Here is a 25,426-nt window from a genome sequence, read left to right as displayed (position 1 = left end):
TTAATTGTTGAAAAAACGAAGAGTCAAAACCAAATAAACATAATTCATTAAAATTTGCTTTAGGATTAAGATTAGTTCCATACATTGACTTCTTCGTACACGATGATGTTTATCTAAAATTTCTACACCCCGATTAGAATCAGGACTCGAAATGCCAATAAAAGATCAGGTGGTTCTTTGTATTCATCCAATCCCCACCTGCATCACTTACGGCCCAGGGTGAGACATATGAATTCCACCTCTGCCCGAATTGCTTCTTCATTAACTTTGTTAAATATTTATTTAACATATTGAATATTTTAAATATACCATAGTAAAATTTTTTTGTAAACCTGCGTCTATTCTCTTTTCATTTTTTGACATTTGCTCCAGTTAGGTTTTTAATAGTGGTAGATAATTAAATTTATATTGAATTAATTGAACCTGTAAAACATATGGAGAAAGGTGAGATTTTCCTTGGGAGAAGTGGATGGTAAGCAGAAGAAAGCTGAAGAATTGGTTGACCAGGCAGAAGGTGCAGTCATTAACTCAATTTCCGAGACCATGGATCTGTACGGGGTCACTCCGTCCATTGGCAGATTATACGCAACGATGTATTTTAAACATAAACCGATGACACTTGATGATATGAAAGATGACCTTGGCATGAGTAAGCCAAGCATGAGCACGGCCGTACGTAAATTACAGGATATCAATATTGTCCAGAAGGTATGGAAAAAAGGATCACGGAAAGACTTGTTTCTGGCCGAGAAAAATTTCTTTCAATATTTCTCCCTGTTTTTTGGTGATAAATGGGAAAGAGAAGCGAAATTGAATCTTAACGCGATTAACTACGCAGAAGAGAAGCTGCAGCAAGTCCTGGATGATGAGGAAGCAGGAGAAGATTTAAAGGAGCGAGCGGAACAGGACATACAACAGCTGGAGGACTACAGAAAATATTGTCACTGGCTGGAGCGACTTGTCCAATCTATTGAATCCGGTGAGATTTTTGAGTTTTTACCGATTGAGGAAGAAGATTCAGCTAATAACGAAAACAAATGAACACTCCCAAATTTGAAATGAAATGACGTAACCTAATTTCTAACTCAAAATAATTTCCAGCAGTAAAAAAGCGATGCTTCTTTTAAGCATCGCTTTTTCTAAATGGTGAGTAAAAAACCATGGCCTTCTTCGGTACATATCCATGGTGCGGTAGGTGTTAATTAGTTGGGTTAACGTTAAGCAGGTTCAAACGGCTCATCCTCCAGTTTAAACGGGAATTCCTGGGGAGGAACTGTCGGATCCCTTCATCACTATAGCCTGCCTGCAATCTTTTTTCATCAACAATAATAGGACTTTTAAGTAACTTCGGTTGTCTGTGAATCAATTCAATGAGCTCCTGAAGTGATAATTCATCAAGGTTAAGATTCAAATCTTTATATGCCTTAGACCGCGTGGCCATAATTCCATCGGTCCCATCTTCTGACATGCGTAAAATATTATGAATTTCACTTACAGTTAGAGGTTTATGTAAAATATTCCTCTCCACAAAAGCTATTTCATTCTGTTCCAGCCACTTTCTCGCTTTCCTTGTTGATTTACACCCTATTCCATAAATCGTAACCGTCATTGGGAGTCCCCCTTTCATTTTTTGAAGGCTTAGGTTTCCTGGTAGACACCATGTTTTAATAATTCCATCTGAACTTTAAATTGTTCAGTTGCCTCATCATCCGATAATTTATTCGATAATTTTACAATTATATTATGGAAGGCTACAGCAGACATCACTTGCAGAATGGAGAGCAAATCCTCATCCTCTTTAACCTTCAATTTTTCTCTGTTAATGGATTCAATCACTTTATAATAATGGTTATTGTCATACGTCGAATCAAATATTGAGGTGAAGGAGTTTTCCACTTTATTCGTCGCATATAACAGTGCATTTTTTATAAAGTTATGCTCCTCCTCATCAGGCATCATGACCAGAAATTTGTGATACATATCCACCATAGCTTCGAAAATATCGCCATTATGATGATCCAGTATAGATACAAAATACCGTTTACTCTCATCTAATTTCTTATCTAATAAATAAAAATAAAGGTCCTCTTTATCCTGAAAATATTGATAAAAGCTTCCCCGCGGAATACCAGCTGTTTTTACAATATTTGCAATGGAGGCTTCAAATAGAGCGACCCTTGCAAACTCCTTTTCGGCTGCATCTATCAATTTCTTTCGTTTATGATCCGGCAAATTAAAAAACGTCATTTTTGGCAATGTTATTCCTCCAAAAATATGACAGCGTGTCATTTTCTGATACGTTTATTTTATATGACACACTGTCATATGTCAACAAATAAAGATGGCAAAAGTCATCTTTAATCCGAAGATGATTGATCTCCATCTTACTTCATTGAGCATGAAATTTCTAAACCGCATAATATTAGATTAGCCAAAAAGAACTTTTACATTCCCCTCTTTTTTGGCTGTTGTTAAACAAGTGGAGAAAATGTGCGGTGTTCTATATCATCATTCCATGAAAGGACAGAGCAGTCAAAACTCAAATATTCAAAAATGCCAAACCTGAATTGCTTAATAATAGATGAATAGGTATGTAAAAAGGAAAGATTGGATTGAGAAACGTCCAATCTTTCCTTTTTACAGATTTATTTCCTTTTTTTATGAATGAATAAGCCTGATCCGCTTCTTGCAGCATTTGACAGGTCGCAGCATAAGTCTCGCGCCCATCACTTGGAATATCATAGTTATCGGTAATTCTGCGTAACTCTTGAAGCTTCCCATAAGTCTCGTAAACTCATGGAAAAGGAACCCACTATTTTTCATTAAAAATTACTCCCATTAGATTTTTGCTAATCATAATATGTATTTCTTAAAGAGGGTCCGTCTTTGCTTCAGCCTGCTTCCGTTCCAAATATTTATTAATTAGATTTACTATGGCTTTATATCTATTGCCCATTACCGGAATTCATTTCAAATAAAGAAAATGGGTGTGAAGAATAATAATAGTACAAAAGCCAATGGATAGAATACAAGGCGACCAATGGAATTTCCGCTTATGCCCAATATCTCCAGTGGATCCCGGGCTGGTCCGTAAATCCAGTTTGGCAGTCGTTCCAGCTTACTGCTTTTCATCGGAAGTTCCGGTACTTCCACGTGAAATTCATCTAATTTGTTTTGAATCTCATTCGGAATCTCCTTATTACTCATTTATTACCCTCCAATAATGCTTTTAATTTTTTTAGCGAAGCATCCAGTCGTGATTTTACGGTCCCTATCGGAATTTCAAGAATTCCAGAAATATCCTTCTGTGTAAGATCGTGATAGTAAGTTAAAAGAATAACTGCTCGTTGTTTATCGGGGAGTTGTTGAATTGCTGCTTGAATTGTAAATTTATCTTCGTATGATAAGTTCTGTTGCTGACTATTCACATATAAAAAAGGCAGTATCTTTTTCATTCGACTGCGTTTTTTAAGGCGGTTGATCATAAGTTGGTAGGCTATGCGAAACAAATAGGTTTTGATATTGGACTTTTTTTCGTCGAAGTATGCCTGATATTTATGAAATTTGACAAATGTATCCTGAACAAGATCAAGGCACAGTTGTTCATCCTGGCAGTATCGGAAAACAAACCGATAAATTGGCGCCTTATAAATAACAAATAATTCCTCAATCGTATGCTCAACTCGCTTTTTACTTTCGTAGGATGCAGCATCATTATTTGAACTCATCGGACCACCGCTCTTTTATCCCTTTAAACACAAATGCGATTCTGGTGATGAACCAAATAAAAGTGATTAATGAAAACACAAACGTTTGATGAATAAAAAACTGTATCCAAGGACTGTCAATATTTTCGCCCCTAAGCAGGAATAACATTAAACCTGTTATACACAAAAATGTATAAAGAGAGGCTATAATGATGACATAATCCCATCTCGTCCAGTAAAAATAAATATCGGACTTCCTAAAATCAATGTCTCCCTTTTGTCAGGTACAACCTTTTTATTCATTGTCCCAATTAGGATTGCAAGAGTTGTTCCGAGAATTGCTGCTACAATCAAACCAATTAACCATCCCAAAGCCATAAGTAATCGACTCCTTTTCATCCTTTTACTAACTTATACAGTTGAACTGATGAAAAGGTTCACTTATATTTCAAATTTTTATTTATTCCGCAAAAATGGCCCATTTGCGGAATTCAACACACACGATACCGTCTTTACTCAGTTGGTTCATTCCATAACCTCTCAAAGGTTCCCCCTTTACTATCTGCAATAATAGCAGATACTGCAAATATTGTACCTACATATGGAACAAATGATAAAATACCAAGTGCAATACTCTCAACATCACCTTGTAGTTTAGTATTATAGGAAGTTGTATTAACATAGTAATATGTAAAGCCATCTTTTCCTTTAAAATACTTTGGATTAGTATAACCATTTGGTGATATTTTTTTAGAATGATTTACTTCTATAAAACGTTCACCATCTAAATATATATTTCCATCAGCATCTGTGGAATATTTTTTTTCATTTCCGTTAATATCCGTATAAATACCTTTTGTTTGGTTAGAATTTGTAAATGTTAGCTCAACCTTATTATTAGTTTTTTTATTAAGTGTAGTTCTTGAATTATCAGTTTGAGTTACTTTAAAAGTATCATCTTCATATAAGACACCATTCTTCTTAATATTAAATTGTTCAATTTGATTTTGGGGAGTCTCAGTAGCAGCTTGTACAGCTTGGACTGGTAAAGAAGTTGCTAAAATACAAATGACCATAATAAGAGATAAAGATTTTGCAATACTTTTCTTCATAAATTACAGCTCCTTATTTTTTGATTTTTCTTTTGAATATAAGTGTATATTGAACAAGATACCTAGAATACTAATAAATCCAGATATAATAAAAATCAAATCAGCTGTTTTTTTCCATGCAATAACAGAAGTTATAAGCATACATATTATTAAAATACTTGAAACAGCAATGATTACATTAAAAATTTTGTTATTAAGATTTTTATTACTCATAATAGTCTCCTTAGAATAATATTATGTGAACCTATTAGTGATTATAAAACAGTAGAATTGAAAAATAATACATCTATTCAAAAGTTACTATTTACCATATTATACAACTAAAGCAAAGGAAACCTGGATGTACTCAGACATATTTGTATTTGACCAATGTCGTTATTTATATAACTTAATCCCATCAATTGATTTATTTAAAGAATTTTTCAATGAAAATATACAAAACCAAATTAAAATAAGAGCATGTATCGATTTAATATTGAGAAACCACCATGACATCGATCCTCAACTATTTCGGGGTGGGTCTATAGAAAGCCTATATGGTTATAACAAAATTCCTTATTCAGGACTAACTGATCGAAAAAACATAAATAAGAATATTAAATGATAGATTAAACATGATATGTTTTTTTAATCTGCTAAGGAAAAAGGCTTCCAAAAAGTACTGGAAGCCTTTTTTAACAAAGCATCTTAATACATGAGCAAAAACATGAGCAATCATGAATTTGAAACTTTAAAAACCCTGTTATAATAAAGTTTTATAAGTTATATTACATCATGCCGCCCGTAAGCTTTGAGAGTGTAATATCGTTAACGAGAGGTGCAAAATGTGCGGTGAATCAACGTTTTGGATATTTTTGGCTGTAACATCTTTAACGTTGGTTTACCGTTTTTTATGGGATTGCGTTAACAAAATGTTAGCATTTTGTTAACTCCTTTTATCAGTTTTATTTGATTTCATCGCTATCAAAATTAAAACAAGTAAATGAATTGACAAATTGAGTAGTTCTTAGGCATATGGCAATAAAGCAAAAATATATAGCGTCCCCTCCCCTGTCAAGAGCGTTTTGGGAGATTTAGCAAGTTCATTTAGTTAAAACAAGCTCGATCAAGTTCTTCGAGAACACATTGATAAATTTTAGTGTTTAGATTCACACTTTTGACAAAAGGCTCCGTGTAATGTTTCGCGTTCAAATACTATACCACAATCGGGACTAGTATCACTACTTGACATACAGCTTTCACAAACAAACCCACCTGAATTATATATGTATTGCCCACTTCTCTTTACGTAATTTTCATTTTTCAATTCTATAATACTACATAAAAATAACTCCCTCTAAGTAGCAGTTTAATTTTTAACCTGTCTACTTAGAAGGGAGCATATCAGTATAGATATTTCTCTTGAAAATTAAGTTTTTCAAGGCGGTTTTCTCATCTTTAGTAGAATGTTCCATAAAAGAGCAAATTAATAATAACAATAACAACAGGCGTACCAAAGATTAAAAGGGCTGATTCTTTTCGAGAAGGATTCTTAAACAAAAACTCCGATGTAATCATTAAATACATCATAAGGTAGTACCAAGCCCTTGACGGAAAAATTTGATTAAGAGTCACAGAAATTAAGATTACAATGAATATATAAATAGATTGTTTTTTATCAGCTTTCATGAGAATACACCCTAACAGCAAAAGAACACTGATTTACGTGCTACTTGCCATAATTTCCCTTCATTTAGATTATACTATATTTTAAGTATGTTCAACAACGGAATATTGAGTGATTAAATTGTTTCTACCTGAATCTGAATAAACATAAACTTCGTATTTTACGTATACAGTATCAGTCTTATCAATATCATAATATTTTTCAGTTGTCCACCATGTGTTTTGATCTTTGGGCACTAGTTTTGAAACTTGTTTCCCGATAGCAAATCCAGCAGCCTGTCCAAGTAATCCTTTCTTGATTAATTTTCCTACTTTTCCCCCAGCGTAAATAATTGCTGTATCTGTGGCAACTTTCGTTATGTTATTTACTGCAACATTATCCCTTTTAGTAGTTTCCAAATGCTTCCAATCAAACCCGGTACCAAAGCCTGGATCTTCATAAGCAAATGGTTTAATTCCAGACGAGGTTTGTGCAAAGCTGGTAGTCGTAAATAATGACATCACCATTACTAAAGCTCCTAAAATTGTTAAAGTTTTTTTCATTTTAGTTCCTCCCCTATTGTAAGAATTACTAAAATTGATTTCTAGTATTTGCCATTCTAGCAAAAAATATTTAGTTGTAAATAGAATTTTAATAAAGTTATTATAAGTGTTAATATTAAAAAAATAGTGACAAAAATAAAACGATTCCTCAGAAACTTTATCTGTAACTGCTAGATTAAGTTAACAGTTTCCGCTAGATAAGATTGAACACTTTTTCTCCAAAATCACCTCAATTCATCTACTATTAAATAAGAATAATAGATGAGTTAGAGGGTGAATATTGCCATTTTTTGAGCCACCTATAACAAAAGGGAACCATTATCATTTGAAAGCAATTATTTATAAATCTAAATCACCTTTATTGAATTTGGAACGTAGCTTCGGAAAAGTGGTGATGCTCAAAAAACGTCAAAAGGTTGAAGAGATTGAAACAACTCCGATTGAGGAAAGAAAAGGTATTTGGAGCGGTGAGAATTAGAAGAATTTTTAAAGGTAGTCCGTGAAAATGGCTTAGATTTAAACCTGGAACGTTTTTTTGTTAGCCTTTTCCAGGATGCGGTCAAGGGAGTCGCGCGCTCTCAAATGGTCGGATATTACATTTAGTAAAAAGGAAGTAATAATCACGAAATATTATGAATTGACGCCTACATAAGACAGGATCCATTCATACGATTAATATGGAAGATGAAATCATACAACTCCTAAATCCCATCGTTAAGGGCATATCAAAATTAAAATGAACACCGTCACAAAATCAAGGACTGCGCATGATTCGACTTTCATGTTTTGTAGGGAGAAAGGTTATCCGTTTATCCAGAAAACCATTTTCAATAGAATGAGTCGGTTGCTCCAATATACCAAGATCACAAAAAAGCGACTCCTCACATTTTAGACACTCTCATATTGGTATGATGGCAGAAGCAGGGATCGATTTAGCGACCATTATGGAAACTGCTGGTCATGAGGATGTGAAGACAATCATAAAAATTATACACGTAACCAATAAAATAAAAAAGGACGCTTCCGTAAAAGTAAAATCTTTATACGAAAACGCCCTTTCAGAAATAATTTTATAAAAAATGTGATTTTTATGTGACTTTTTGCATCATATTATGAAATAACACTTGCCACAAACATTGTCACATCAGCGATTACGGGCGATATTACATCATGCCGCCCGTAAGTTGAAAGTGTGTAATATCTTTAACGTGGGGTGCGAAAATCGCGGTAAATCAACGTTTTTGATGTTGTTGGTTGTAACATCTTTAACGGTGATTTACCGTTTTTTATGAGATTGCGTTAGCAAAATGTTAGCATTTTTATTAACATCAATTGACAAAACTAAATATACTTGGGTTATGATTACCTTTAAACTACTATATAAAAATTAGTTTTTTTAGATGATAATTCACTTAATTTGAATTTTACAGTTATTACTTAGAGGAATGTACATTAGAGCTAATTAACATTTTATCTTTGTTGTACGATAAGAACGTGATATTACCAATTTCATTGTCTTCTATATTTAATTTAGAGTTAATTAGTTTAAAAAAATCATTATTATGTGTACTTAAAAAAATTTGCTTTTGATTTCGATTTATAAGTGTACCAATCACATCCACAAAAGAATAAATGTTTACATCATCTAAATTTTGAAATGGATCGTCTATACCTAATATTTTAAGGTCACTCCAACTATGCGTAGTATTAAGTGATAAAAATACACTTAGAGCCAAAATGGTTGATTGTGCAGCACTAAAAGTAAGACTTGCATTTACTTCTTGCTTTAATTCTTCAAGATCATCATTTATAATTTCTCCATCTTGTTCCATAAGTAAAATATATAGTTCACCTTTTGCTGCAACTAACTTAATTTTTTTATAGAAAGCATGCGGTGAAATTTGCTTAAAATAATAGTTAATGTTCTTGCTTTGTTCTTCAAGGTACTTATTTAAGAGACTTGTTTGTACTCTTTTATGCCCCTTTAAAAATAGGTCAATCTGATCTAATAGATTATTGTTCTCATCGAGTTTTATATTTAATTCATTAATGTGAATCAGCATTTTGTTTCATACAAAACCGCCCGAATTTAATCAAAATTTTTAAGATAGTCCTCTAGGCCCTTCTGATATAATGTGCTAAATTTTAAGCAGATTATTTCAGGGGGAATTTTTATGGCTCAGTTATATCATAACTTCGAAGTTGATTTTAAAACTTACGCTAGATTAGGCCAAAACAATTGTTTTCCTGACTACGATTCTTGTCCTGAGTGCCATTCTAAAGATCGATTGTCTCGTCATGGATTTTATTGGAGGTATGGTGTGACTGGTATTATTACGCAGAGAGTTCCTATATGTCGGTATCGTTGCCGGAACTGCAAAAAGACATTTTCAGTCCTGCCCAGCTTTTTTATTCCTTATTTTCAACACACTTTAGAGACTGTTATGGATATGATTCATGAAAAACTAGTAAATAATAAGAAGAAGAGTTATAGACAATTAGTAGACTTCTATGTCAAACGATTCTTTAGCCAACTATCTTGGGTTCATATGTGCTTGGCTGACTGGGGGAATATCATTGATTTTCAAGAGGTGCATCAACAAAAAACAAAAGCCATAAAATATATGACAATGATCCGAGATTTTGGCGAATCCACCTTCTTACGAAGGTCAAAGGGTCATTTATCATCTTATTTTATGGCTCCTCCTCCATCATAGCATAAGCACATTATTTGGGGAAATGATGGGGGATGGTTATTTAATTCAGCCATTCCACACACCTTTTGCATAGGCAGGCTTGAAATCTGGCAGTAGAATAGAGGTATATGGATGGCCGGCCGTCCTTCTTATTTAGAAGGAGGTATCCAAATATGGATGAAAAAACAAGAGAATCCATAGCACTATTTAGATATGGAATGATTACACCATTATTAAATGAAATAGTAGAGCCAAAAGATTATTTAGCTGAGCAGAGTGGCAAAACGCATGATATTCCCTACTATGGCGAAAAACGAGTAGCTGCCAAGACGATTCAAGGTTGGCTGTCAACCTATCGGAGATATGGATTTGAAGGATTAAAACCAAGTAAACGCAATGATCGTGGTCAATCTCGCAGACTATTACCTGACCAACAGGATCATATTATTCAGTTACGCAAACAAACCCCTGAAATGCCGGTTACCGTATTTTATGAGCAGTTGATCAAAAACGGTGAAATCCGAGCTAATGAGGTTTCTTATTCAACCATACGGAGACTAATCAATAAGCATCAATTGAAAAGTCATCGCTCATCATCACCTGAACGAAGGCGTTTTTCACACAATCAAATCAATGTCTTATGGCAAGCAGACTTGTCTCACGGGCCATATGTCCCAGTCCAAGGGAAAAAGAAAAAGACATTTTTAATTGCATATATTGATGATTGTTCACGACTCGTTCCGTATGCGCAATTCTTTTCTTCCGAAAAGTTTGATGGTCTTAGAGAAGTCACCAAAGAGGCCTTTTTACGGAGAGGGTTGCCAAAAATGATCTATGCGGATAACGGGAAGATTTATCGTTCTGAAACCCTTCAGTTCGCCTGTGCGCAATTGGGGGTTACATTGACTCACACTCAGCCATATGACCCCCAAAGTAAGGGCAAAATTGAACGATTTTTCCAAACCGTACAGACGCGCTTTTACCCATTATTAAAAGCGAATCCCGCACTCTCATTAGAGGATCTGAATGAACGTTTCTGGAGATGGTTAGAAGAAGATTATCATCGGAGGGAACATGCCTCCCTTGATGGTGACACACCTCATGCGGTATTTCACTCACAAATTGATCGTGTTCGATTTCTGGATGATCCTTCGATTCTTGATACGATTTTCTTAAAGCGAGAACATCGTAAGGTGAAGGCTGATGGAACCATTTCTTTAAACAAGCAGTTATATGAGGTTCCACCTCGATTTATAGGTCAAACCATCGACATCCGTCTGGATGATTCACGTGTGTACATCTACGAGGAAGGTCAAGTGATAACCGAGATCACTCCCGTATCCTTAAAGGATAATGCCCACGTGAAGAGACAGCAATCATCATCACTTTCTTTCTCAAAAATGACGGAAAAGGAGGATGAGATTGATGTATAAATCCTATTATTCATTAGCCCAGGAGCCTTTCACAAAAGAGGCAAACACCTCCGAGGCATTTACTTCTTCTCCGTATCAAGAGGCCCTTGCCCGCTTGGATTATTTACAAAAAGCGAGGGGTATGGGGCTTATCGTGGGAGAACCGGGCGCAGGGAAGACATTCGCTTTAAGGTCCTTTCAAGAGTCCTTGAATCCTTCATTATATCATGTCGTTTATTTTCCCTTATCAACGGGAGGTGTTATGGATTTTTACCGGGGGATTGCGTATGGATTGGGGGAAGAACCAAACTTTCGTAAAGTGGATTTATTTCGTCAAATTCAAAGTGGCATTGAGCGTATGTATAAAGGGAGGAATATCACCCCAGTATTCATCCTTGATGAAATGCATATGGCCAAAGATGCTTTTCTGAATGATTTGAGTGTCCTATTTAACTTCCATATGGATGCGTTTAATCCATTTATTCTAGTGCTTGCGGGATTACCGCATTTACGAATGCGGTTAGGTTTAAACCAAAACCGACCACTAGCTCAACGATTAATCATGCGATATCAAATGGAGGCGTTAAATAAAGATGAAGTCTCGGAGTATGTAGCACATCACCTCAAAGCAGCTGGAGCTAAGATGCCCATCTTTACCGAACCAGCGCTTGAGGCAATCGCTTTACATTCGCAAGGTTGGCCACGTCTTATTAATACTTTAGCGACCAATAGCCTATTATTAGGCTATCAAATGAAAAAAGAAAATATTGATGAAGAAGTCGTTCGTTTGGCCGCAGAAGAGAGTGGCTTATGATAAAGCTTAATACAAATTCATATCTATATGATTGATTATAGACCATGAATGGCCCCTTTGTGAAGCAAAGGGGCCATTTTCCAAAGTATAACAACTTAAAAATTTTGAAAAAGGAGATGGAATAATGTGCAAATCTGATACATTGTGAAAATGTATCCAAATTATTTCAGATTTTAGACTCAAATAATGTGCTAAAGCTGACCTGAAATAATGTGGTGTTTCACATCATTAAGGTCTAACAATACTTTGTCTTTTTCTTTCTTTAATTTTATATAATCATCCTCATTGATGAAAGAGTATATAGATTGGGTAATATTATCAATTTCGAAATTAAGACTCTGTAAATTAGAATATGTATTTTGGATACTCTTCATCAATAATTCCTCATCTAAAATACAATGACTGTAATTAAGCTCATTTTGATATTTTTGAGCTAAATCTAATATTGCAATTTCTCGTTGCTTCAACAAATTAAGATTACTTATTTTATTATCAAGAATTTCTTCTAAATAATTATTTCTTTCTTCAACTAGGTCAATATAATTTCTATACATAGAAACCTTTTCATTAATCTTCTCAGTTGAATCATTATATATTTTATACCTTGAAGGTATGCTCCTAATAATGCTTTCTTGTAATACCTTTAACTCTTTTAGAGAATCTTCTAATTTTCTCTTTTGTTTCTTCTTATTTTGTATAACACTAATATTATTAAATGTTTGCTCATAGTCATGTAAAAACTTTTGGATTGATTCAAGATTTTTTTTGTTTTTAACTAAGCCATTGTCTTCTTGTACACCAATTAGGTTTGATTTTATTTCTGTTATCTTTTCAATAAGTTTATTAATGTTCTTGGATATATTCTTTCTATTTTCTTCCATTCCTTCAATTTTACTTGAAACAGAAACATATTTATCTTCAAATTTATTATATTGACTAACAAGCTCTAACTTTTTTTGTTGTTTTTCATCTAACTTTTTTTCTGACTTTAAAAGTGTCTCTTTCACTTGCGCTTGTAATGAATTATTAAATGATTTAAAATCAGTCCCACATACAGGACAATCACTACTTGTATGTTCTCCATTTAAAATATGTTTTTGAACATTATAAATAATCTGGTTTATCTTTGAATCTTCTTCATGTTTAAGTTCTTTATTTACTTTTTCTAGTTTACCTTCATAATTTAATAACTGCTTTTTAATAGATTGAATTTCTTCGTTCTCTTCCTTATGTATCTTATCTAATTTCTTTAATTCATTTTTTAATTTTGCAACCTTACCTTCATATTCATTTACTTTTATCAAATTACTAAAATCATCAAGTTTTTCCTGCTGATTCTTATAATATCTTTGAAACTCTTCTAAACCCTTCCCATTCCAAATTTCATTTATATCTGCAGTATATATTAGTGTTTCTATGTTATTATTTAACTCTTTAATACTTATCTGTTGTTCATTTATATCATCATTAATTTCTAAACTCTTCGTAATTTTTATTCTCACTTGGTTTAAAGTGTTCATTCTTTGATGAGCCTTATCAATAAACAGTTTTTTTATTTCAATCTTATCTCTTGTAAGCTCAATCTGATTATTAAGCAGTTCAATGTTCGCTTTTACATTTAATAAATTTTCATTATTTAGACCTTTAGTCAAACCGCTATCTTGAATACTTTTTAAATTGTTTATCTTTATAGCCAGTTCCTCTTTAAAACTTAATAATTTATCAAGATTTTGCTGATTGATTTCTTTTACTTCTTGAGATACATCGTTTATTGGTAAGAATTTATTTTTTTCCATTATGGATTTAAGACTTTCTAGCAATTTCTTCTCAGTCATACCACCTAAATTATCATACAAATGCTTTTTCTCAGACAATTTAGCTTCAATAATATTCTTCTTATTATCTACAGTAGCTTTCTTCTCTTCTAATTCTTTTATTTTTGTATCTAACAAAGATTTAGAACTATTCAAGTAGGTGTAAGTGTCAAGTAAAAATGAACACTTTTTGCTAATTAACTCTGAACACTTTCTGTCTGAAAAATAGAAGTTCGATACTTCATTCTATGACTATCTTCCTTACGAAACTGAATCACTTCCACACGATGGAGGATACGATCTAAAATAGCTGCCGTTATGCCAGGATCGCCTAATAGTTGCCCCCACTCGGATGGCCCTTTATTAGAAGTTAAAACAACCGAGTCACTATCATGTAAATCATTAATTAAATGGAAAAAGAGGTTTGCCTCACGTTGTTCCATTGCCATGAACATGAGATCATCGATTATAACCAGATTAGAATCTCTGATACGTTTCATTTTAGTCTGTGCCTTTTTTGTAATGTCTTCAGACTTCAAGGTACGAATCAGTTCCTCCATTGTAATAAACATGACCCGGTAACCTTGGTTAATCGCTTCTATACCAAGCCCTGTTGCCAAATGGGTTTTCCCGACCCCGGCTGGTCCAAGAAGGACCAAGTTGTATAATTGGTCAATCCAAGTCAGCTCTTTAAGCTGATTCATCTGTTTTCTGCTTAGGGTTTGTTGTTCCTCCAGGTTATACATATCTAGAGTCGTATGAGCGGGAAATGCTGCCCACTTCAGCCGTCTCTCCACTTGCTTTTCTTCACGCCTCTTTAATTCATAACCAGTCAATTCATGTAAGAAAGACTGATAGGTCCAATCTTCCGATTCTGCTTGTCGTATCAAAACTGGAAGATAACTGGCTGTTTCTGATAAGCGTAATGTTTTTAACTGTTGTTGTAATTGTTCAAGGGATTTCTTCATTTTACTGCCCCTTCCAACACTTCGAGATAAGGTGCCAGATCTCTTTTTTCCGGTGTCATACTTTCATAATCTGCTTCCTTCCCATTGATTTCTTTTGGTATCTCTACTTCCGTTTTAATGGATGTAAGCTGTTTTTCCAGGAAGGAGACGACATCCCTGAATTCCGTGGCACTATACAGACTACGCTTTACACACTCGTCTAAAGCTTCTTGTCGAATGTCCGAAGAAACAGACTTTGCCGCATGTGAAATAATTTCCAGTTGATCCCGAATATACCGAGGGTATCTCTGGTGAACTTCCTGTAGATATAAAAGAGCTTTATCAGTGTTCCTAAACTCTTGCGAAATGGTTGTAATGTAGGAAGCAATTCCCTTAGTACGATCTCTCCGATGTTGTGTATCTTGGATAAGCTCCCCTTTATTTTCACAGAGTTTATGCTCTGCCAGCAGGGGTCCGTCCTTTTCTTCACGTATTTGCAGTCTTCCATCTTCTGTTGTGTTAATAAACACATTCTTATCTTTCTGATACGTTCCCAATGGTACGGAGTAGCGATTTGATTCGTGTAAAATTGTATTGTCCTTTCTGACTATCCTTGTTATACTTGAATTGATATTTGAAAGAACTATTTTCTTAGTGATCGGCTTAAGGTGTTTCTTTTCGACGGAGAACACTTCAACCGGTCTCTTTTTTATGGTGTTATGAACTTTACCGTTGCCTGTCCTGTCCAACCATGACCAACATAATTCATTCCACTTATCAATTTGACTGAATACACGATTTTTAGCGAAGTTTTGCTTAATGAATTTCACCGTGTTTTCCACTTTTCCTTTACTCTCCGGATCAGCCTTCCGGCATACAAAAAGCTGAAATTCTCTTTCGTTATGATACTTTTGGAAGGCTTCCGTTAAAATAAGATCTCCACCATTCTCACTCACTACAATCAAGGAATCCTGGTCGTAGACCAATTCGTAGGGGATGCCATCAAAGTATTCAAAGGCATTCTCATGAGTCCTTATGACATCCTGAGTAGTGAAAGGCTTGTCTAGCCATTCCGCGTACTTATAACGCGAGCGGGAAAGAACGAAACTGATAAAATACATCTTTTTCCACCTTCCTTCTGTCGTTTTCTGTTTCGTCTCCCCGAAATCTACCTGAGCCTGTTGCCCCATCGGACGATCGGGAATGGCTTCATAAACACGAGGAGAAGCAGCCTTCGGAATCGCATATTTTTCTCTCAATTCCTGAACAAAACTGCGAGCCGTACTCTCCCCGACTTCCAGTTTTGGAAATCGCTCACTAAGCCAATCATAAACCTGTGCTCCAGAAAGATCAGGATGTTCACTGAGCCATGTGTGAATCAGCATTTCATATTGGTCTAATTTCCTCCGCCTTCTTTGAGTGGAAGCCATCCATTCACTCATCTCTTCTGGTGATTTTTCAAGATATTTATAAACTGTGGTTCGTGAGAGACCTAATTTTTTTGCAATTCTTCTGATCTTGAATCCCTGTTGTTTCAATTGATAAATTTCCATGTACATTTTCCACTTTTCCACCTTTTTTCCCTCCATCTGATAGATTTCACATATCTATCATACTATGGAAGGTGATATTTTTGATTGAAAAGTGTTCATTTTTATCAAGCAAAAATGGTCTACTTTAATTTAGCAGTTACAGTAGGCTTTAAAATCTTCACCATATTTCTTAAATCCTAATATTTTTTCTAACTTCTTATACCTTTCTCCCGGCTTGTTTCCCCGCACAAATTCATCTAGGTCCTCTTGCGATAGTAATTGCGTAGATGATACCAGAGAGGCTAAATCAATGTCTTCATCTTCAGAAACATCCATATTTTTATCACTGATTAATATATTCGCAATGCATTTTGTTGCTTCACTAAGTTGTATTTGTTGACCATCTATGAAGACCTTTTCTGAACTATTATGTTTTATTTCTCTTTTTACAGACCTAGACCTACCATTTTCATCTATAAATTCTATATGTACAAATGTTATATAAGAACCTTGTTTTCTTGCATTATAATTAACTATATAACTAAACCTTTTATGCTCAATTGACCCCGTATAACGATTTAACTTCCCCATTAAACACCAGTTAAGAGCATCAAAAATAGTACTTTTCCCATGGCCATTTGGACCATTAATAAGTATTATCTTTTTATTGGTAAAGTCAAATTCATGGTATCCACTAAAGGCTCTAAAATTCCTTAAAATTAACTTACTTATTATCATAACCATCACCTATTTCCAATGCCTCTAAGATTTTTGTATGTAGTACTTCATCTTCATAATCAACAAAATCTTGTTTAAAATATAAATCAACTAAACTATTAATAGTTTTTTCATACTGCGATCTATTTAGATGCTCAAGTAGCGGTTCGTCTCTATGAAGTATTTCAATATTAGTAATTGTTTCTTTAAAAGTTTTTATATAATCAAAACTAACTTCCCCAGTAATTTGATTTATCAGAAAAGGAATTTTAGATAAATCAGCCGTATTTTGTAAAATATATTTTTTACAAACATAAGAATCCTTTTCAATTTTATTTATTTCCAGTGATAAGTCTTCACCTTCAAAATTGAAATCAAGAACTATAAAGAAATATAAATTCTTCTTCTGTTTACCTGTAAAATAATCATAATAGGAGGCAATGATAGATTGATCATTTACCCACTTATAAAAAGAAGATTCAGTTCTAAACTCTTTTAAGAAAATTACTTTTTCACTTTTTATAAATAATTGCAAATTACTTCCATAAAGTGCATTTTCAGTGTCTTCTATTGTAACGTTTTCATAATTCTGCTCTATTAGTATGCTAATTACTTCTTCAATCTTCATTTAAAACTCTCCATAGGTGCAACCATTTTTCTCCAACCTTCCACAATTTTTTCGTTTTTCAATGTTGACACTTGACTGTCATCAATTACTTTTAATTTTGAAATAAATTCATCCATCTTCACTTTATTAAAGAATTTTAAATCATGGACACTGTCAATCAGTTTTGGTTGCTCTTCTTTTATAGTAGTTATACCAAGTATCGCTGCAATTTCATCGTCATTCTCACTTCCGCCAGTTATTTTTTCATCCACGACTAAACAATAGAATTCCTCACTTACACTATTAGTTATATTGCAATATTGTATTGTAGTAGCAATATCATTCTTAACTCGTATTACGTCTTTTCTATTCTGTGCATTAAAGATAGTGAAAAGTAATTTTGGTTCATTACTATGCTCGCCAGAATGAAACAACAATTTTGCTTTTTTAAATTCAATTTTCTTATCAAAGTAAAATGCAAGACAGTTAACAATATACATTATTGAATTCTTTAGAAAATATTCATTTTCACTGTTAACATAATCTTCACTTGGTAACTCATTATTCATTTCAAACAGTTTATTTAAAAAAACCACTAAAAACTTAGGGTCTCGATCAAATTCTTCTTGACATGAGTTATAAAACCAACTTAGAGTGTCTAATAAATCCTTCCTTATATTTTCATTTTTATAAATAGTATTAATATCGATAAACGATGAATTTACCGCTCGTTTGAACATAGAAAAAACACTACTATTATTTACGTTACTTGCCAGTATTTCTCTTCCTTCTATCTTTCCTTCGTCAAATAATTCTTGAACGAACTCTTTACTAAAGGTCAAATCTTGAAGTGTTATATTAGGTGCATCACTCGATGTACCCGAAAATACTTTGTCAAAAAATTTATTAAATATATGAAAAGCGATTGAACGATTTTCTAAATCTGAAAAACCGATAGTTTCAGTAATCATGTCAAGAATTGTCTGTTTAAGCTCTATAGAAGACCCTAAGTGATTAATAAATAATCGATTTAAATAATACTCCAGATCCTTTTTCATTATTTGATTAAAAGTAACTTCTTCATTATCATTTACTTTTACACTAGAAAGGTGATTTAAAAATTTATCATCATCTGGAAATTTAGAATTAAGATTAAAATTGTAATTAGTGGAATATGTTAATCCATCATAGAATGGTGAATTAGTTGCTAATTCGAATTCTGGTAGGGTGTACTTTTCATCATCCTCATCTTTTAAATGATTATCTAAAAAATAATCATAATTATAAAACAGCTTATCTATCCAACTATTAAAATAAGAAGAAAAATCACTCGTTTCATCATCCTTTGGATGTTTTCTATTATAATAATCAGAAGGAGTTAACCTTTTACCAACATTTTCACGAATAGTCTTCACTTGAACAAACCTAACTTTATCTTCACTTAATAGAGTAACATCATCAAAGTATTCCCATACTACAATATTCCACCATGCATCTTTTTTAGGATAAATCATACTTACCATATAATAGATTGCAACATAATATTGATATAAAAATCCTCTAATTGCAGTAAGGCCACCAATATCTCTAATCTTCCCCGTCATTAACTTATCTATTATATCTTCTGAAGTTTCTTCAAGCGATATATTTTCTTTCTCTAAAAAATCATTTAACTCTTTTATTCTTTTAGCACGAGTGTCAGTGCCAGCATCAGTAGTAATTCTCATAATATTTTCACCCAATGCATCTCCACATTTCCCCTTAATTCAACTATATATGACAATTATATCAAAATCCTAAAGCCATTTTAATTAATTTTTACAATTATTGGTTCTATCCTATTTTTATTCCTAAATTATTAATTATTAAATTAGTGTATAAAACTCCCCTTTTTCGCCAATAATAATTAGCAGTTGTTAGTGCAACTTGTATGTCAGACAGGGAAGAGGTATAAGCAACACCTCTTCCTTTTGTTAAACCTCTAACTAACTTTCAACACTCCAAAAAATTTCCTTTGACTCTTCAAATATCAAAATCCCAAGATATAATGATTTCAGATTAACCGGTTAATTAATCATAATAAGTAACCATAATAAGCGAAGTCCGCAGGTTACATGATTTATCTACCAAAAAGTAGATATTCATGTACTGCGGACTTTTTACGTAATTCGAGGTTATATGCAAAAGGAGTAAGTAGAATGAAGGGGAACTTTTCTGGCCATGAGTGGTTAAAACGGCTGCAGGATAATTGTGAATCAGTAGGTGTATCTAAACACATTATTGAACGGTTCTATAAATTTTATATGAAAGAAGGGAGGGGAGTTCGTGCAAAATCTATTACAACTTCTACAAGATCTGAACGTTCCTCAAAGTGAACCAGAAATCATTATCGTTCCGATTGATAACCAAAAATCTAATAAGGATCTAGCATATCAGTTAGAACTAAAAATAGATGATTAAGAGATTTACTAAGTATAAATCAAATCCCTCTCGTCCATATTGAATTAATAATATGTGACGGGAGGTATTAGATGTCGAGAAAAGCTGTGTTAAAAGTATCTTTTAATGAAGATCAACAAGCAGAATCCTACCATTTTATTAAGAGGTTAATAGAAAAAATGCTTTTAGACCAACTGGATTTAGACCCCAAAACCAAAGGATTGTTGTTGATGGAAAGTAGAGATATTATCGAAAAGGAGTAAAAACGAAATGAGTAAACCCGAGAATAACTTAATGTATTTTGATTACGAAAAGATATACAAAGATTTTATTGCTGTCTACAGCCGTGTTAGTACGGCCCAACAAGATATTCAAAAGCAAATTGGTCTTGCTGAAGCTTATATTAATAATCACGGGATTCCAGAAGAAAATGTCATTTGGTTAAATGATAATGATGTATCTGCAAACAAAGTTGGGTTAGATGAGCGAAATGGATTACTAGAATTAAGAAAAAAGATTAAGCAAAAACAGGTGAAAACAATTATTGTTTATAGTCGGGATCGTTTAGCACGCAACTTTTATGAATATGTAGCACTCGTAAAAGAATTCTATGAACATAACGTAGATGTAATATTCACCTCAACAAAACAGCCTGCGTTTTCCAAAAAGTTAGCAATTGAAGCTTTATATGGAATTTTCGCTCAAAGTGAGGGGCAGAATATTACGAGTAGAAAAAGTGACACACAAAAGCAGTTTCCCTCGTCAATATTTGGTTATATCCGGGAAGGAAAGAAAAAGAATGTTAGGTACATGCCCAATCCTACTCTTATAAAAGAACTTACGTCCTTTTTCAAAGATGTAATGAATACTAAAACTACTAATGATTTTTTTGACATTCTTTTAAAATACAAAAAGTTGTTCAGGAATAAAAGCTACCACAATTTATTAAAATATCTCTGTAATCCTTTCTATTGCGGCTATATGTCAACGCCATATGGATATGAAAAGTTAAATCATGTAAAACCGCTCATTTCATTCGAAGAGTTTATGAGAATACAAGAAGTAGTTAAAGAAATGGAACAAGCTACAAAAGATGCCATTATAAAAGCTTCGAACAGCGCAGTCATTCATCCAACATGCTGTGAGTGCAAGAAACCCATGATTTTTCGATCATCCGAACTTGGAAAAAGTGGGTATTTTGTATGCAAAAGAAAACATAAAGAAATAAAAATTGAGGTAGACAAATTTAATCAAATTATTTCAGAACATTTAAATCCTATTATTCATGCAATAGATACCGATGCAATGAAAGGAGATCTTTTCTCCTATTTAAGAAAAATTGAAGTGAAATATAAACAGGAATTATCTTCCTTAAACTATGAGTTAGATTCAGTTCATCAACAGATCACTAGAAAGTATTCGCCAAATTGCTCAAAAGATTTCAAACAACTTGTAATACAATCAAGGAATATCAAAAAAGCAATTGAAATTATTTATGTAGAGATTTTAAAAATAGATGAAGCACGAGTTGGTATAAAAGAACATATTGATTTAATCAAAAACAATCTCTCAAATGTACTTCAAGAATACGATTTATATTTTCTTGCCAAACTTTTTTATAAAGACGTTGAAGTATCTAATCATTCATTAATTTACCACATGGCATTAACAAAGTACTTTAAGGATGGTGATATCATTGTATAAATTTTGCTATAAAATAAATGGCACCTATACTTTAACTGATTATCAACTATTCGATGTTGAGCAAAGTGAGCTTCCCTTTAATGTTTATAAAGACGGTGTGAAAATTACTACTGCTTATGTACGTTGGTCTGATATATATCAAACTGATAGAAACTCTTTAAAAATTCAAGTTAATGAAGTAGTAGCTCGTGCTAAACAAGAAGGTTTTCAAGTAATAATTTTGTTTGTAGATCAAGCTAAATCTGCCTATCATATTCCTGCACAAAAGCGCCCAGAAATGCTTAATATGAAAGAATATATATTAAGTTATTCCAATGTTCTAGCAACAATTTTCTATGAGGAAAGTCGCGTAACTCGGTTAATAGAAGATTTCGTATTAAATATTCTTGGTCCTATTAAAGACGTAAAACCTAATTTTAAAGTTTATTCAACAAAGACAGAAGGTGTATGGGACGAAAATAATCCATTTGTTCAAGCAAAACTAGCACTAGCCAATGAAGAAGTCGAAGAAAAATCTTTTAGAGCTTTTGACTATCATGCAACAGTAATCAATAAGTCTAGCAAACGTCCGGAATCTAGAAACCCATATGGCTATTCTTTAACTAATGATGATATTGAACTCAATGAGTATGCTCCAATTGTCATGTTCATATTCTATCTATATAGTTTTGGGCATAGCGATAAAAAGATAGCAGAGCTTTTAAATAAAGCAAACACACCATTACCAACTAAGAATGCAATCTCATGGTCCGATTCGTCTGTTAGGTATATACTAAATAACTTATGGTACGTTGGCGACCTTACATGGTTTGCAAGAACTAGCTATGAAAAAAGCAAAAGAAAACCGTTAGACGAAGTTACGTTAATCAAAGAACATCATGAGCCATTAATAGGACCCAACCTTTGGGAGCTTACACAGTATTTCCGTTCATTTAAGAATAACAAAGATCGTATGAATAGTCCGTTTATGTTGAGAGATCTTTGTTATTGCGTTAAATGTGGTGTTAAGTTGAAAACTAAAAATATGACACCTTCTAAGTCAAAGAAGAAATATTTATACTATCGCTGTCCTTCTTGTACCAAAAAGGTGAACATTGACGTTTTACACTCGATAGTTCTTAAAGATTATTCTCATAGGTGGTCAAGAGATATCCTAAACTATAAGGATACCCTACAAAAGATATTAAATAAATGGAAAAAATCCATTTTAAAAAATCAAAGTAAATCAAATGAATCCATTAAAATGCTCCGTTATAAACTAAACACTTTGACACAAGAACATGAGTATTTTAAAGATATTAAGGAAGCTTTTGAATTACAATTAAATAACCTTGAAAGAGAGAAAGTATCCCTAGCCAAAATAAGTGAAAAGCTGGAGTTATTGCAACAGGATACCAAGCAAATAGAAATAATAGATAGGTTTAAACAAGAGATATTCAGTTATTCAACGGAAGAAAAACGATCATTATTACTGCTTGCCATTAAAAGAATTGAAGTTGATTTCACTCAAAACGCTAACCCATCTATTGAATATCGTCTAACACCTTATGTTGAAATAGAATCATTAATAGATTCTAACAGTGATTCCTCATAACTAGCTGTTGCTCTGATGAGCAGCAGTATTTTTTTGACTACTTTCTTTACCGAATTTAATCATTTAGTTCTGCTCATAATACCGAAGTTTTCTGTTATCTAGTTCTATTTAAAAATTAATTGAACACTGAATCCCTTGATATCAAGGGATTTCATGTGTTTATTTTCGGTTTTAAGAGTATCTAGGGATTCCTCGATGCTTATAATGCCGAGAACTTATATTACAATACTGCCCACTTTACCGAAGTTTAAACATATCTCTAATCCAAAAAACAGCTTTACTGTTTTTACTTATTCTAATGATAAAATTATAGACAAAAATCAGTACGTTGTGATAAAGGAATTTTGATAATGATATAATATAATATAGTATGAATTAGTAATACATTTAATAATAATTTTTATTATGTGAATTAAATTAGGAAAGGGAGAATGAAATGAACACTAACACGGCACTATGTCTAGATACCAATATTCTACTAAATTTATTCGAACCGGGTCGATACGAAACCGTGACTTTCAACAAATTCCTTACAGCTGTTTTAACATATAGGTGCCATCTAATAGTTACGGACCAAGTATTAATTGAATGGCAACGACACGTAAATAAAACTCAGGAAGATTTTATAGAAAAAAATAAAATAAACATAGACGAATATAAAACTCTAATAGAATATTTGGATAGTGAGCAAGAAATAAGGGAAATGGAAGGAATTCTAGAAAAAATTAAAAGAATGGAAAATAGAAAATATAAATATAATTATGGAAACAGGGCAGAAAAGTTGAATGAACTCATGTCTGATTCTAACTATACCAAAGTAGTCAACCGTACTAATGTAGCAGAGAAAATATTAGTCGAAAAGTCTATAGATAAGGAGGCTCCCTTTTTTTATAATGAGTTTTCGCAAAGTAATAGTAAAGTGAAAAATGAATCAGCAGATGCGTCTATTTTTTTCACTTTATACGATCATATAAAATGCGGTACGATAAACTATGACAACATATACTTTGTTACGGATAATAAGAAGGATTTTAGCGATCCAGCAAACCCCTCTAAAATCCATGATAATTTAAGCGTGTTTGCCGAAGAAGTAAATTTGATATTTTCAAATAATCTAAAAGAAGTACTTGAATCATTGATTAGTACAGATGAGGAAATCTTGAATTTATTTGACTCTGAAGAATCCATGAACCAATTCCTAATTGATAGATATTTCACTAATTGTCCTAATTGTGATGCGGAAGTTCATTTAAATGCTGATTCATATGTAGGTAGTGGACCTCCTCACACTCAAACATATTGGTTAAAATGTAAGCAATGTAAACATACATGGGATACTGGGGATTTAGTTCATGATTACTACTAATTTTATTATTAACGGTAACATCCCAAAAAGGATTTCCTTTGAGGAAATCCTTTCATAAATCCATCCTTACTCCATACTTCTTCAACCATTCTTTTCTACTTTCATAGTCAGGCATTACCGAAGCCAACATATCCCAAAACTCTCGTGAATGGTTCATATGATACATATGACACATTTCATGTACTACAATATAATCTAAAACATACGATGGTGCCATAGAGCAACGCCAATTAAATAAGAGATCATTGTTAGCTGTACAGCTTGCCCATCTTTTTTGTTGCTCTTTAACCTTGATATCGTTAGGTTTTCTATTAAAGTAATGTTGATATTATTTTACTTTTTCCATAACCTTTTCAAGCGTCTTTTGGCGATACCAGTTTTCTAGCGCTTGTTTCATTAATTTTTGTTCTTTAGATGGAGACTTAATATAAAACTTCCCTTGGAATAATTTCACCAACGGTTTCTTAACCGTCTCATCAATAATAATTTGTAGTGAATAATTTCTTCCTAAATACATAAACGATTCACCATTCACTAATTCCCTATTTATCTTTTGATACTCGATATCTCTAAATAAATATAACTTTTGAACAATCCAAGATGCTTTCTTTTTCACTTTTTCCGTAATCATTTCTTCTGAAGTATCAAAGGGAGCAACAACACATACATTATCAGGTGGCTCTACACTGATCTCCATCGTCTTGCGCTTTTTAAACTCTACAGAAAACTCAATTGTCTTAGTACCATATTCTATGGA

General features: G+C 33.0%; 25 protein-coding genes and 1 pseudogene. 10 read left to right on the top strand and 16 right to left on the bottom strand.

What is annotated here, in order from left to right; translation table 11 throughout:
• Positions 1-465: 465 nt before the first annotated feature.
• The gene (cudC, locus tag ACZ5OK_RS01710; RefSeq protein WP_343842195.1) at positions 466-1,041 is read left to right on the top strand and encodes a choline uptake/conversion transcriptional regulator CudC; all 576 of its coding nucleotides are present in this window, start codon (positions 466-468) and stop codon (positions 1,039-1,041) included.
• A 157-nt stretch (positions 1,042-1,198) separates the two neighbouring features.
• Here the strand turns inward: cudC and ACZ5OK_RS01705 are convergent, their stop codons facing one another.
• The 8 genes from ACZ5OK_RS01705 to ACZ5OK_RS01670 form a co-directional block, all read right to left on the bottom strand.
• Positions 1,199-1,609, bottom strand: coding sequence for a Spx/MgsR family RNA polymerase-binding regulatory protein (locus ACZ5OK_RS01705; protein WP_343841632.1), 411 nt, complete (start codon positions 1,607-1,609; stop codon positions 1,199-1,201).
• Positions 1,610-1,638: 29 nt separating this feature from the next.
• A complete protein-coding gene (locus tag ACZ5OK_RS01700) occupies positions 1,639-2,247 on the bottom strand; it encodes a TetR/AcrR family transcriptional regulator (protein WP_343842193.1) in 609 nt (202 codons plus the stop codon).
• Between the two features lie 723 nt (positions 2,248-2,970).
• Positions 2,971-3,207, bottom strand: coding sequence for a hypothetical protein (locus ACZ5OK_RS01695; RefSeq protein WP_343841629.1), 237 nt, complete (start codon positions 3,205-3,207; stop codon positions 2,971-2,973).
• Positions 3,204-3,728: an RNA polymerase sigma factor gene (locus ACZ5OK_RS01690; protein WP_343841626.1), complete on the bottom strand. Its 525-nt coding sequence runs from the start codon at positions 3,726-3,728 to the stop codon at positions 3,204-3,206. Before ACZ5OK_RS01690 ends, ACZ5OK_RS01695 begins: the two co-directional genes overlap by 4 nt.
• A gap of 183 nt (positions 3,729-3,911) precedes the next feature.
• Positions 3,912-4,085, bottom strand: a complete 174-nt coding sequence (locus ACZ5OK_RS01685) for a hypothetical protein (protein WP_343841623.1) — start codon at positions 4,083-4,085, stop codon at positions 3,912-3,914.
• A gap of 134 nt (positions 4,086-4,219) precedes the next feature.
• Positions 4,220-4,819 (bottom strand): hypothetical protein, encoded by a 600-nt coding sequence (locus ACZ5OK_RS01680; protein WP_343841620.1) that lies wholly within the window; start codon positions 4,817-4,819, stop codon positions 4,220-4,222.
• Positions 4,820-4,822: 3 nt separating this feature from the next.
• Entirely contained in the window at positions 4,823-5,032 is a 210-nt protein-coding gene (locus tag ACZ5OK_RS01675; protein ID WP_343841618.1) for a hypothetical protein, read from the bottom strand.
• 1,536 nt (positions 5,033-6,568) lie between these two features.
• Positions 6,569-7,027, bottom strand: a complete 459-nt coding sequence (locus ACZ5OK_RS01670; protein WP_343841616.1) for a hypothetical protein — start codon at positions 7,025-7,027, stop codon at positions 6,569-6,571.
• A gap of 280 nt (positions 7,028-7,307) precedes the next feature.
• Between ACZ5OK_RS01670 and ACZ5OK_RS01665 the strand changes: the two genes are divergently transcribed.
• The gene (locus ACZ5OK_RS01665; protein WP_464758297.1) at positions 7,308-7,505 is read left to right on the top strand and encodes a hypothetical protein; all 198 of its coding nucleotides are present in this window, start codon (positions 7,308-7,310) and stop codon (positions 7,503-7,505) included.
• Between the two features lie 955 nt (positions 7,506-8,460).
• Here ACZ5OK_RS01665 and ACZ5OK_RS01660 read toward each other — a convergent pair.
• Entirely contained in the window at positions 8,461-9,090 is a 630-nt protein-coding gene (locus ACZ5OK_RS01660; protein ID WP_343841610.1) for a hypothetical protein, read from the bottom strand.
• Between the two features lie 111 nt (positions 9,091-9,201).
• Between ACZ5OK_RS01660 and ACZ5OK_RS01655 the strand changes: the two genes are divergently transcribed.
• The 3 genes from ACZ5OK_RS01655 to ACZ5OK_RS01645 all read left to right on the top strand — a co-directional run bounded on the left by ACZ5OK_RS01655 (position 9,202) and on the right by ACZ5OK_RS01645 (position 11,949).
• On the top strand, positions 9,202-9,744 hold the full coding sequence (locus ACZ5OK_RS01655) for a DUF6431 domain-containing protein (protein WP_343841609.1): 543 nt from the start codon (positions 9,202-9,204) through the stop codon (positions 9,742-9,744).
• A 152-nt stretch (positions 9,745-9,896) separates the two neighbouring features.
• Complete coding sequence (locus ACZ5OK_RS01650; protein ID WP_343841606.1) at positions 9,897-11,156, top strand: IS481 family transposase; 1,260 nt, start codon at positions 9,897-9,899, stop codon at positions 11,154-11,156.
• Positions 11,149-11,949, top strand: a complete 801-nt coding sequence (locus ACZ5OK_RS01645; RefSeq protein ID WP_343842190.1) for an ExeA family protein — start codon at positions 11,149-11,151, stop codon at positions 11,947-11,949. The genes ACZ5OK_RS01650 and ACZ5OK_RS01645 overlap by 8 nt, the downstream gene beginning before the upstream one ends.
• Before the next feature lie 191 nt (positions 11,950-12,140).
• Here ACZ5OK_RS01645 and ACZ5OK_RS01640 read toward each other — a convergent pair whose 3' ends face one another.
• From ACZ5OK_RS01640 to ACZ5OK_RS01615, 6 genes are all read right to left on the bottom strand, one after another.
• Positions 12,141-13,919, bottom strand: coding sequence for a hypothetical protein (locus ACZ5OK_RS01640; RefSeq protein ID WP_464758294.1), 1,779 nt, complete (start codon positions 13,917-13,919; stop codon positions 12,141-12,143).
• Positions 13,920-13,960: 41 nt separating this feature from the next.
• Positions 13,961-14,731, bottom strand: coding sequence for an IS21-like element helper ATPase IstB (istB, locus tag ACZ5OK_RS01635; RefSeq protein WP_343841600.1), 771 nt, complete (start codon positions 14,729-14,731; stop codon positions 13,961-13,963).
• Positions 14,728-16,284 carry an IS21 family transposase gene (gene istA / locus ACZ5OK_RS01630; RefSeq protein ID WP_343841597.1) on the bottom strand — a complete coding sequence of 519 codons (1,557 nt, stop codon included), beginning with the start codon at positions 16,282-16,284 and terminating at the stop codon, positions 14,728-14,730. Before istA ends, istB begins: the two co-directional genes overlap by 4 nt.
• 108 nt (positions 16,285-16,392) lie before the next feature.
• Positions 16,393-16,980 carry an AAA family ATPase gene (locus ACZ5OK_RS01625; RefSeq protein ID WP_343841595.1) on the bottom strand — a complete coding sequence of 196 codons (588 nt, stop codon included), beginning with the start codon at positions 16,978-16,980 and terminating at the stop codon, positions 16,393-16,395.
• The gene (locus ACZ5OK_RS01620; RefSeq protein WP_343841592.1) at positions 16,967-17,587 is read right to left on the bottom strand and encodes an ABC-three component system middle component 1; all 621 of its coding nucleotides are present in this window, start codon (positions 17,585-17,587) and stop codon (positions 16,967-16,969) included. Before ACZ5OK_RS01620 ends, ACZ5OK_RS01625 begins: the two co-directional genes overlap by 14 nt.
• Positions 17,584-19,308: a dsDNA nuclease domain-containing protein gene (locus ACZ5OK_RS01615; RefSeq protein WP_343841590.1), complete on the bottom strand. Its 1,725-nt coding sequence runs from the start codon at positions 19,306-19,308 to the stop codon at positions 17,584-17,586. Before ACZ5OK_RS01615 ends, ACZ5OK_RS01620 begins: the two co-directional genes overlap by 4 nt.
• Positions 19,309-19,891: 583 nt before the next feature.
• On the opposite strand from ACZ5OK_RS01615, the gene ACZ5OK_RS01610 reads away from it, so the two are divergent.
• The 5 genes from ACZ5OK_RS01610 (at position 19,892) to ACZ5OK_RS01590 (ending at position 24,669) form a co-directional block, all read left to right on the top strand.
• Complete coding sequence (locus ACZ5OK_RS01610; protein ID WP_343841588.1) at positions 19,892-20,026, top strand: hypothetical protein; 135 nt, start codon at positions 19,892-19,894, stop codon at positions 20,024-20,026.
• Between the two features lie 71 nt (positions 20,027-20,097).
• Positions 20,098-20,268, top strand: a complete 171-nt coding sequence (locus tag ACZ5OK_RS01605; protein WP_343841586.1) for a hypothetical protein — start codon at positions 20,098-20,100, stop codon at positions 20,266-20,268.
• A 7-nt stretch (positions 20,269-20,275) separates the two neighbouring features.
• Positions 20,276-21,709: a recombinase family protein gene (locus tag ACZ5OK_RS01600; protein WP_343841583.1), complete on the top strand. Its 1,434-nt coding sequence runs from the start codon at positions 20,276-20,278 to the stop codon at positions 21,707-21,709.
• Complete coding sequence (locus ACZ5OK_RS01595) at positions 21,702-23,303, top strand: recombinase family protein (protein ID WP_343841580.1); 1,602 nt, start codon at positions 21,702-21,704, stop codon at positions 23,301-23,303. Before ACZ5OK_RS01600 ends, ACZ5OK_RS01595 begins: the two co-directional genes overlap by 8 nt.
• Positions 23,304-23,739: 436 nt before the next feature.
• A complete protein-coding gene (locus tag ACZ5OK_RS01590) occupies positions 23,740-24,669 on the top strand; it encodes a PIN domain-containing protein (protein ID WP_343841577.1) in 930 nt (309 codons plus the stop codon).
• A gap of 52 nt (positions 24,670-24,721) precedes the next feature.
• Here the strand turns inward: ACZ5OK_RS01590 and ACZ5OK_RS01585 are convergent.
• A pseudogene (locus ACZ5OK_RS01585) lies at positions 24,722-25,366 on the bottom strand (M48 family metallopeptidase).
• Positions 25,367-25,426 lie beyond the last annotated feature (60 nt).

The organism is Salinibacillus aidingensis, from assembly GCF_055393355.1.
The sequence above is the reverse complement of the archived record's forward strand: the minus strand, read 5'-3'. Positions and strand labels throughout refer to the sequence as shown.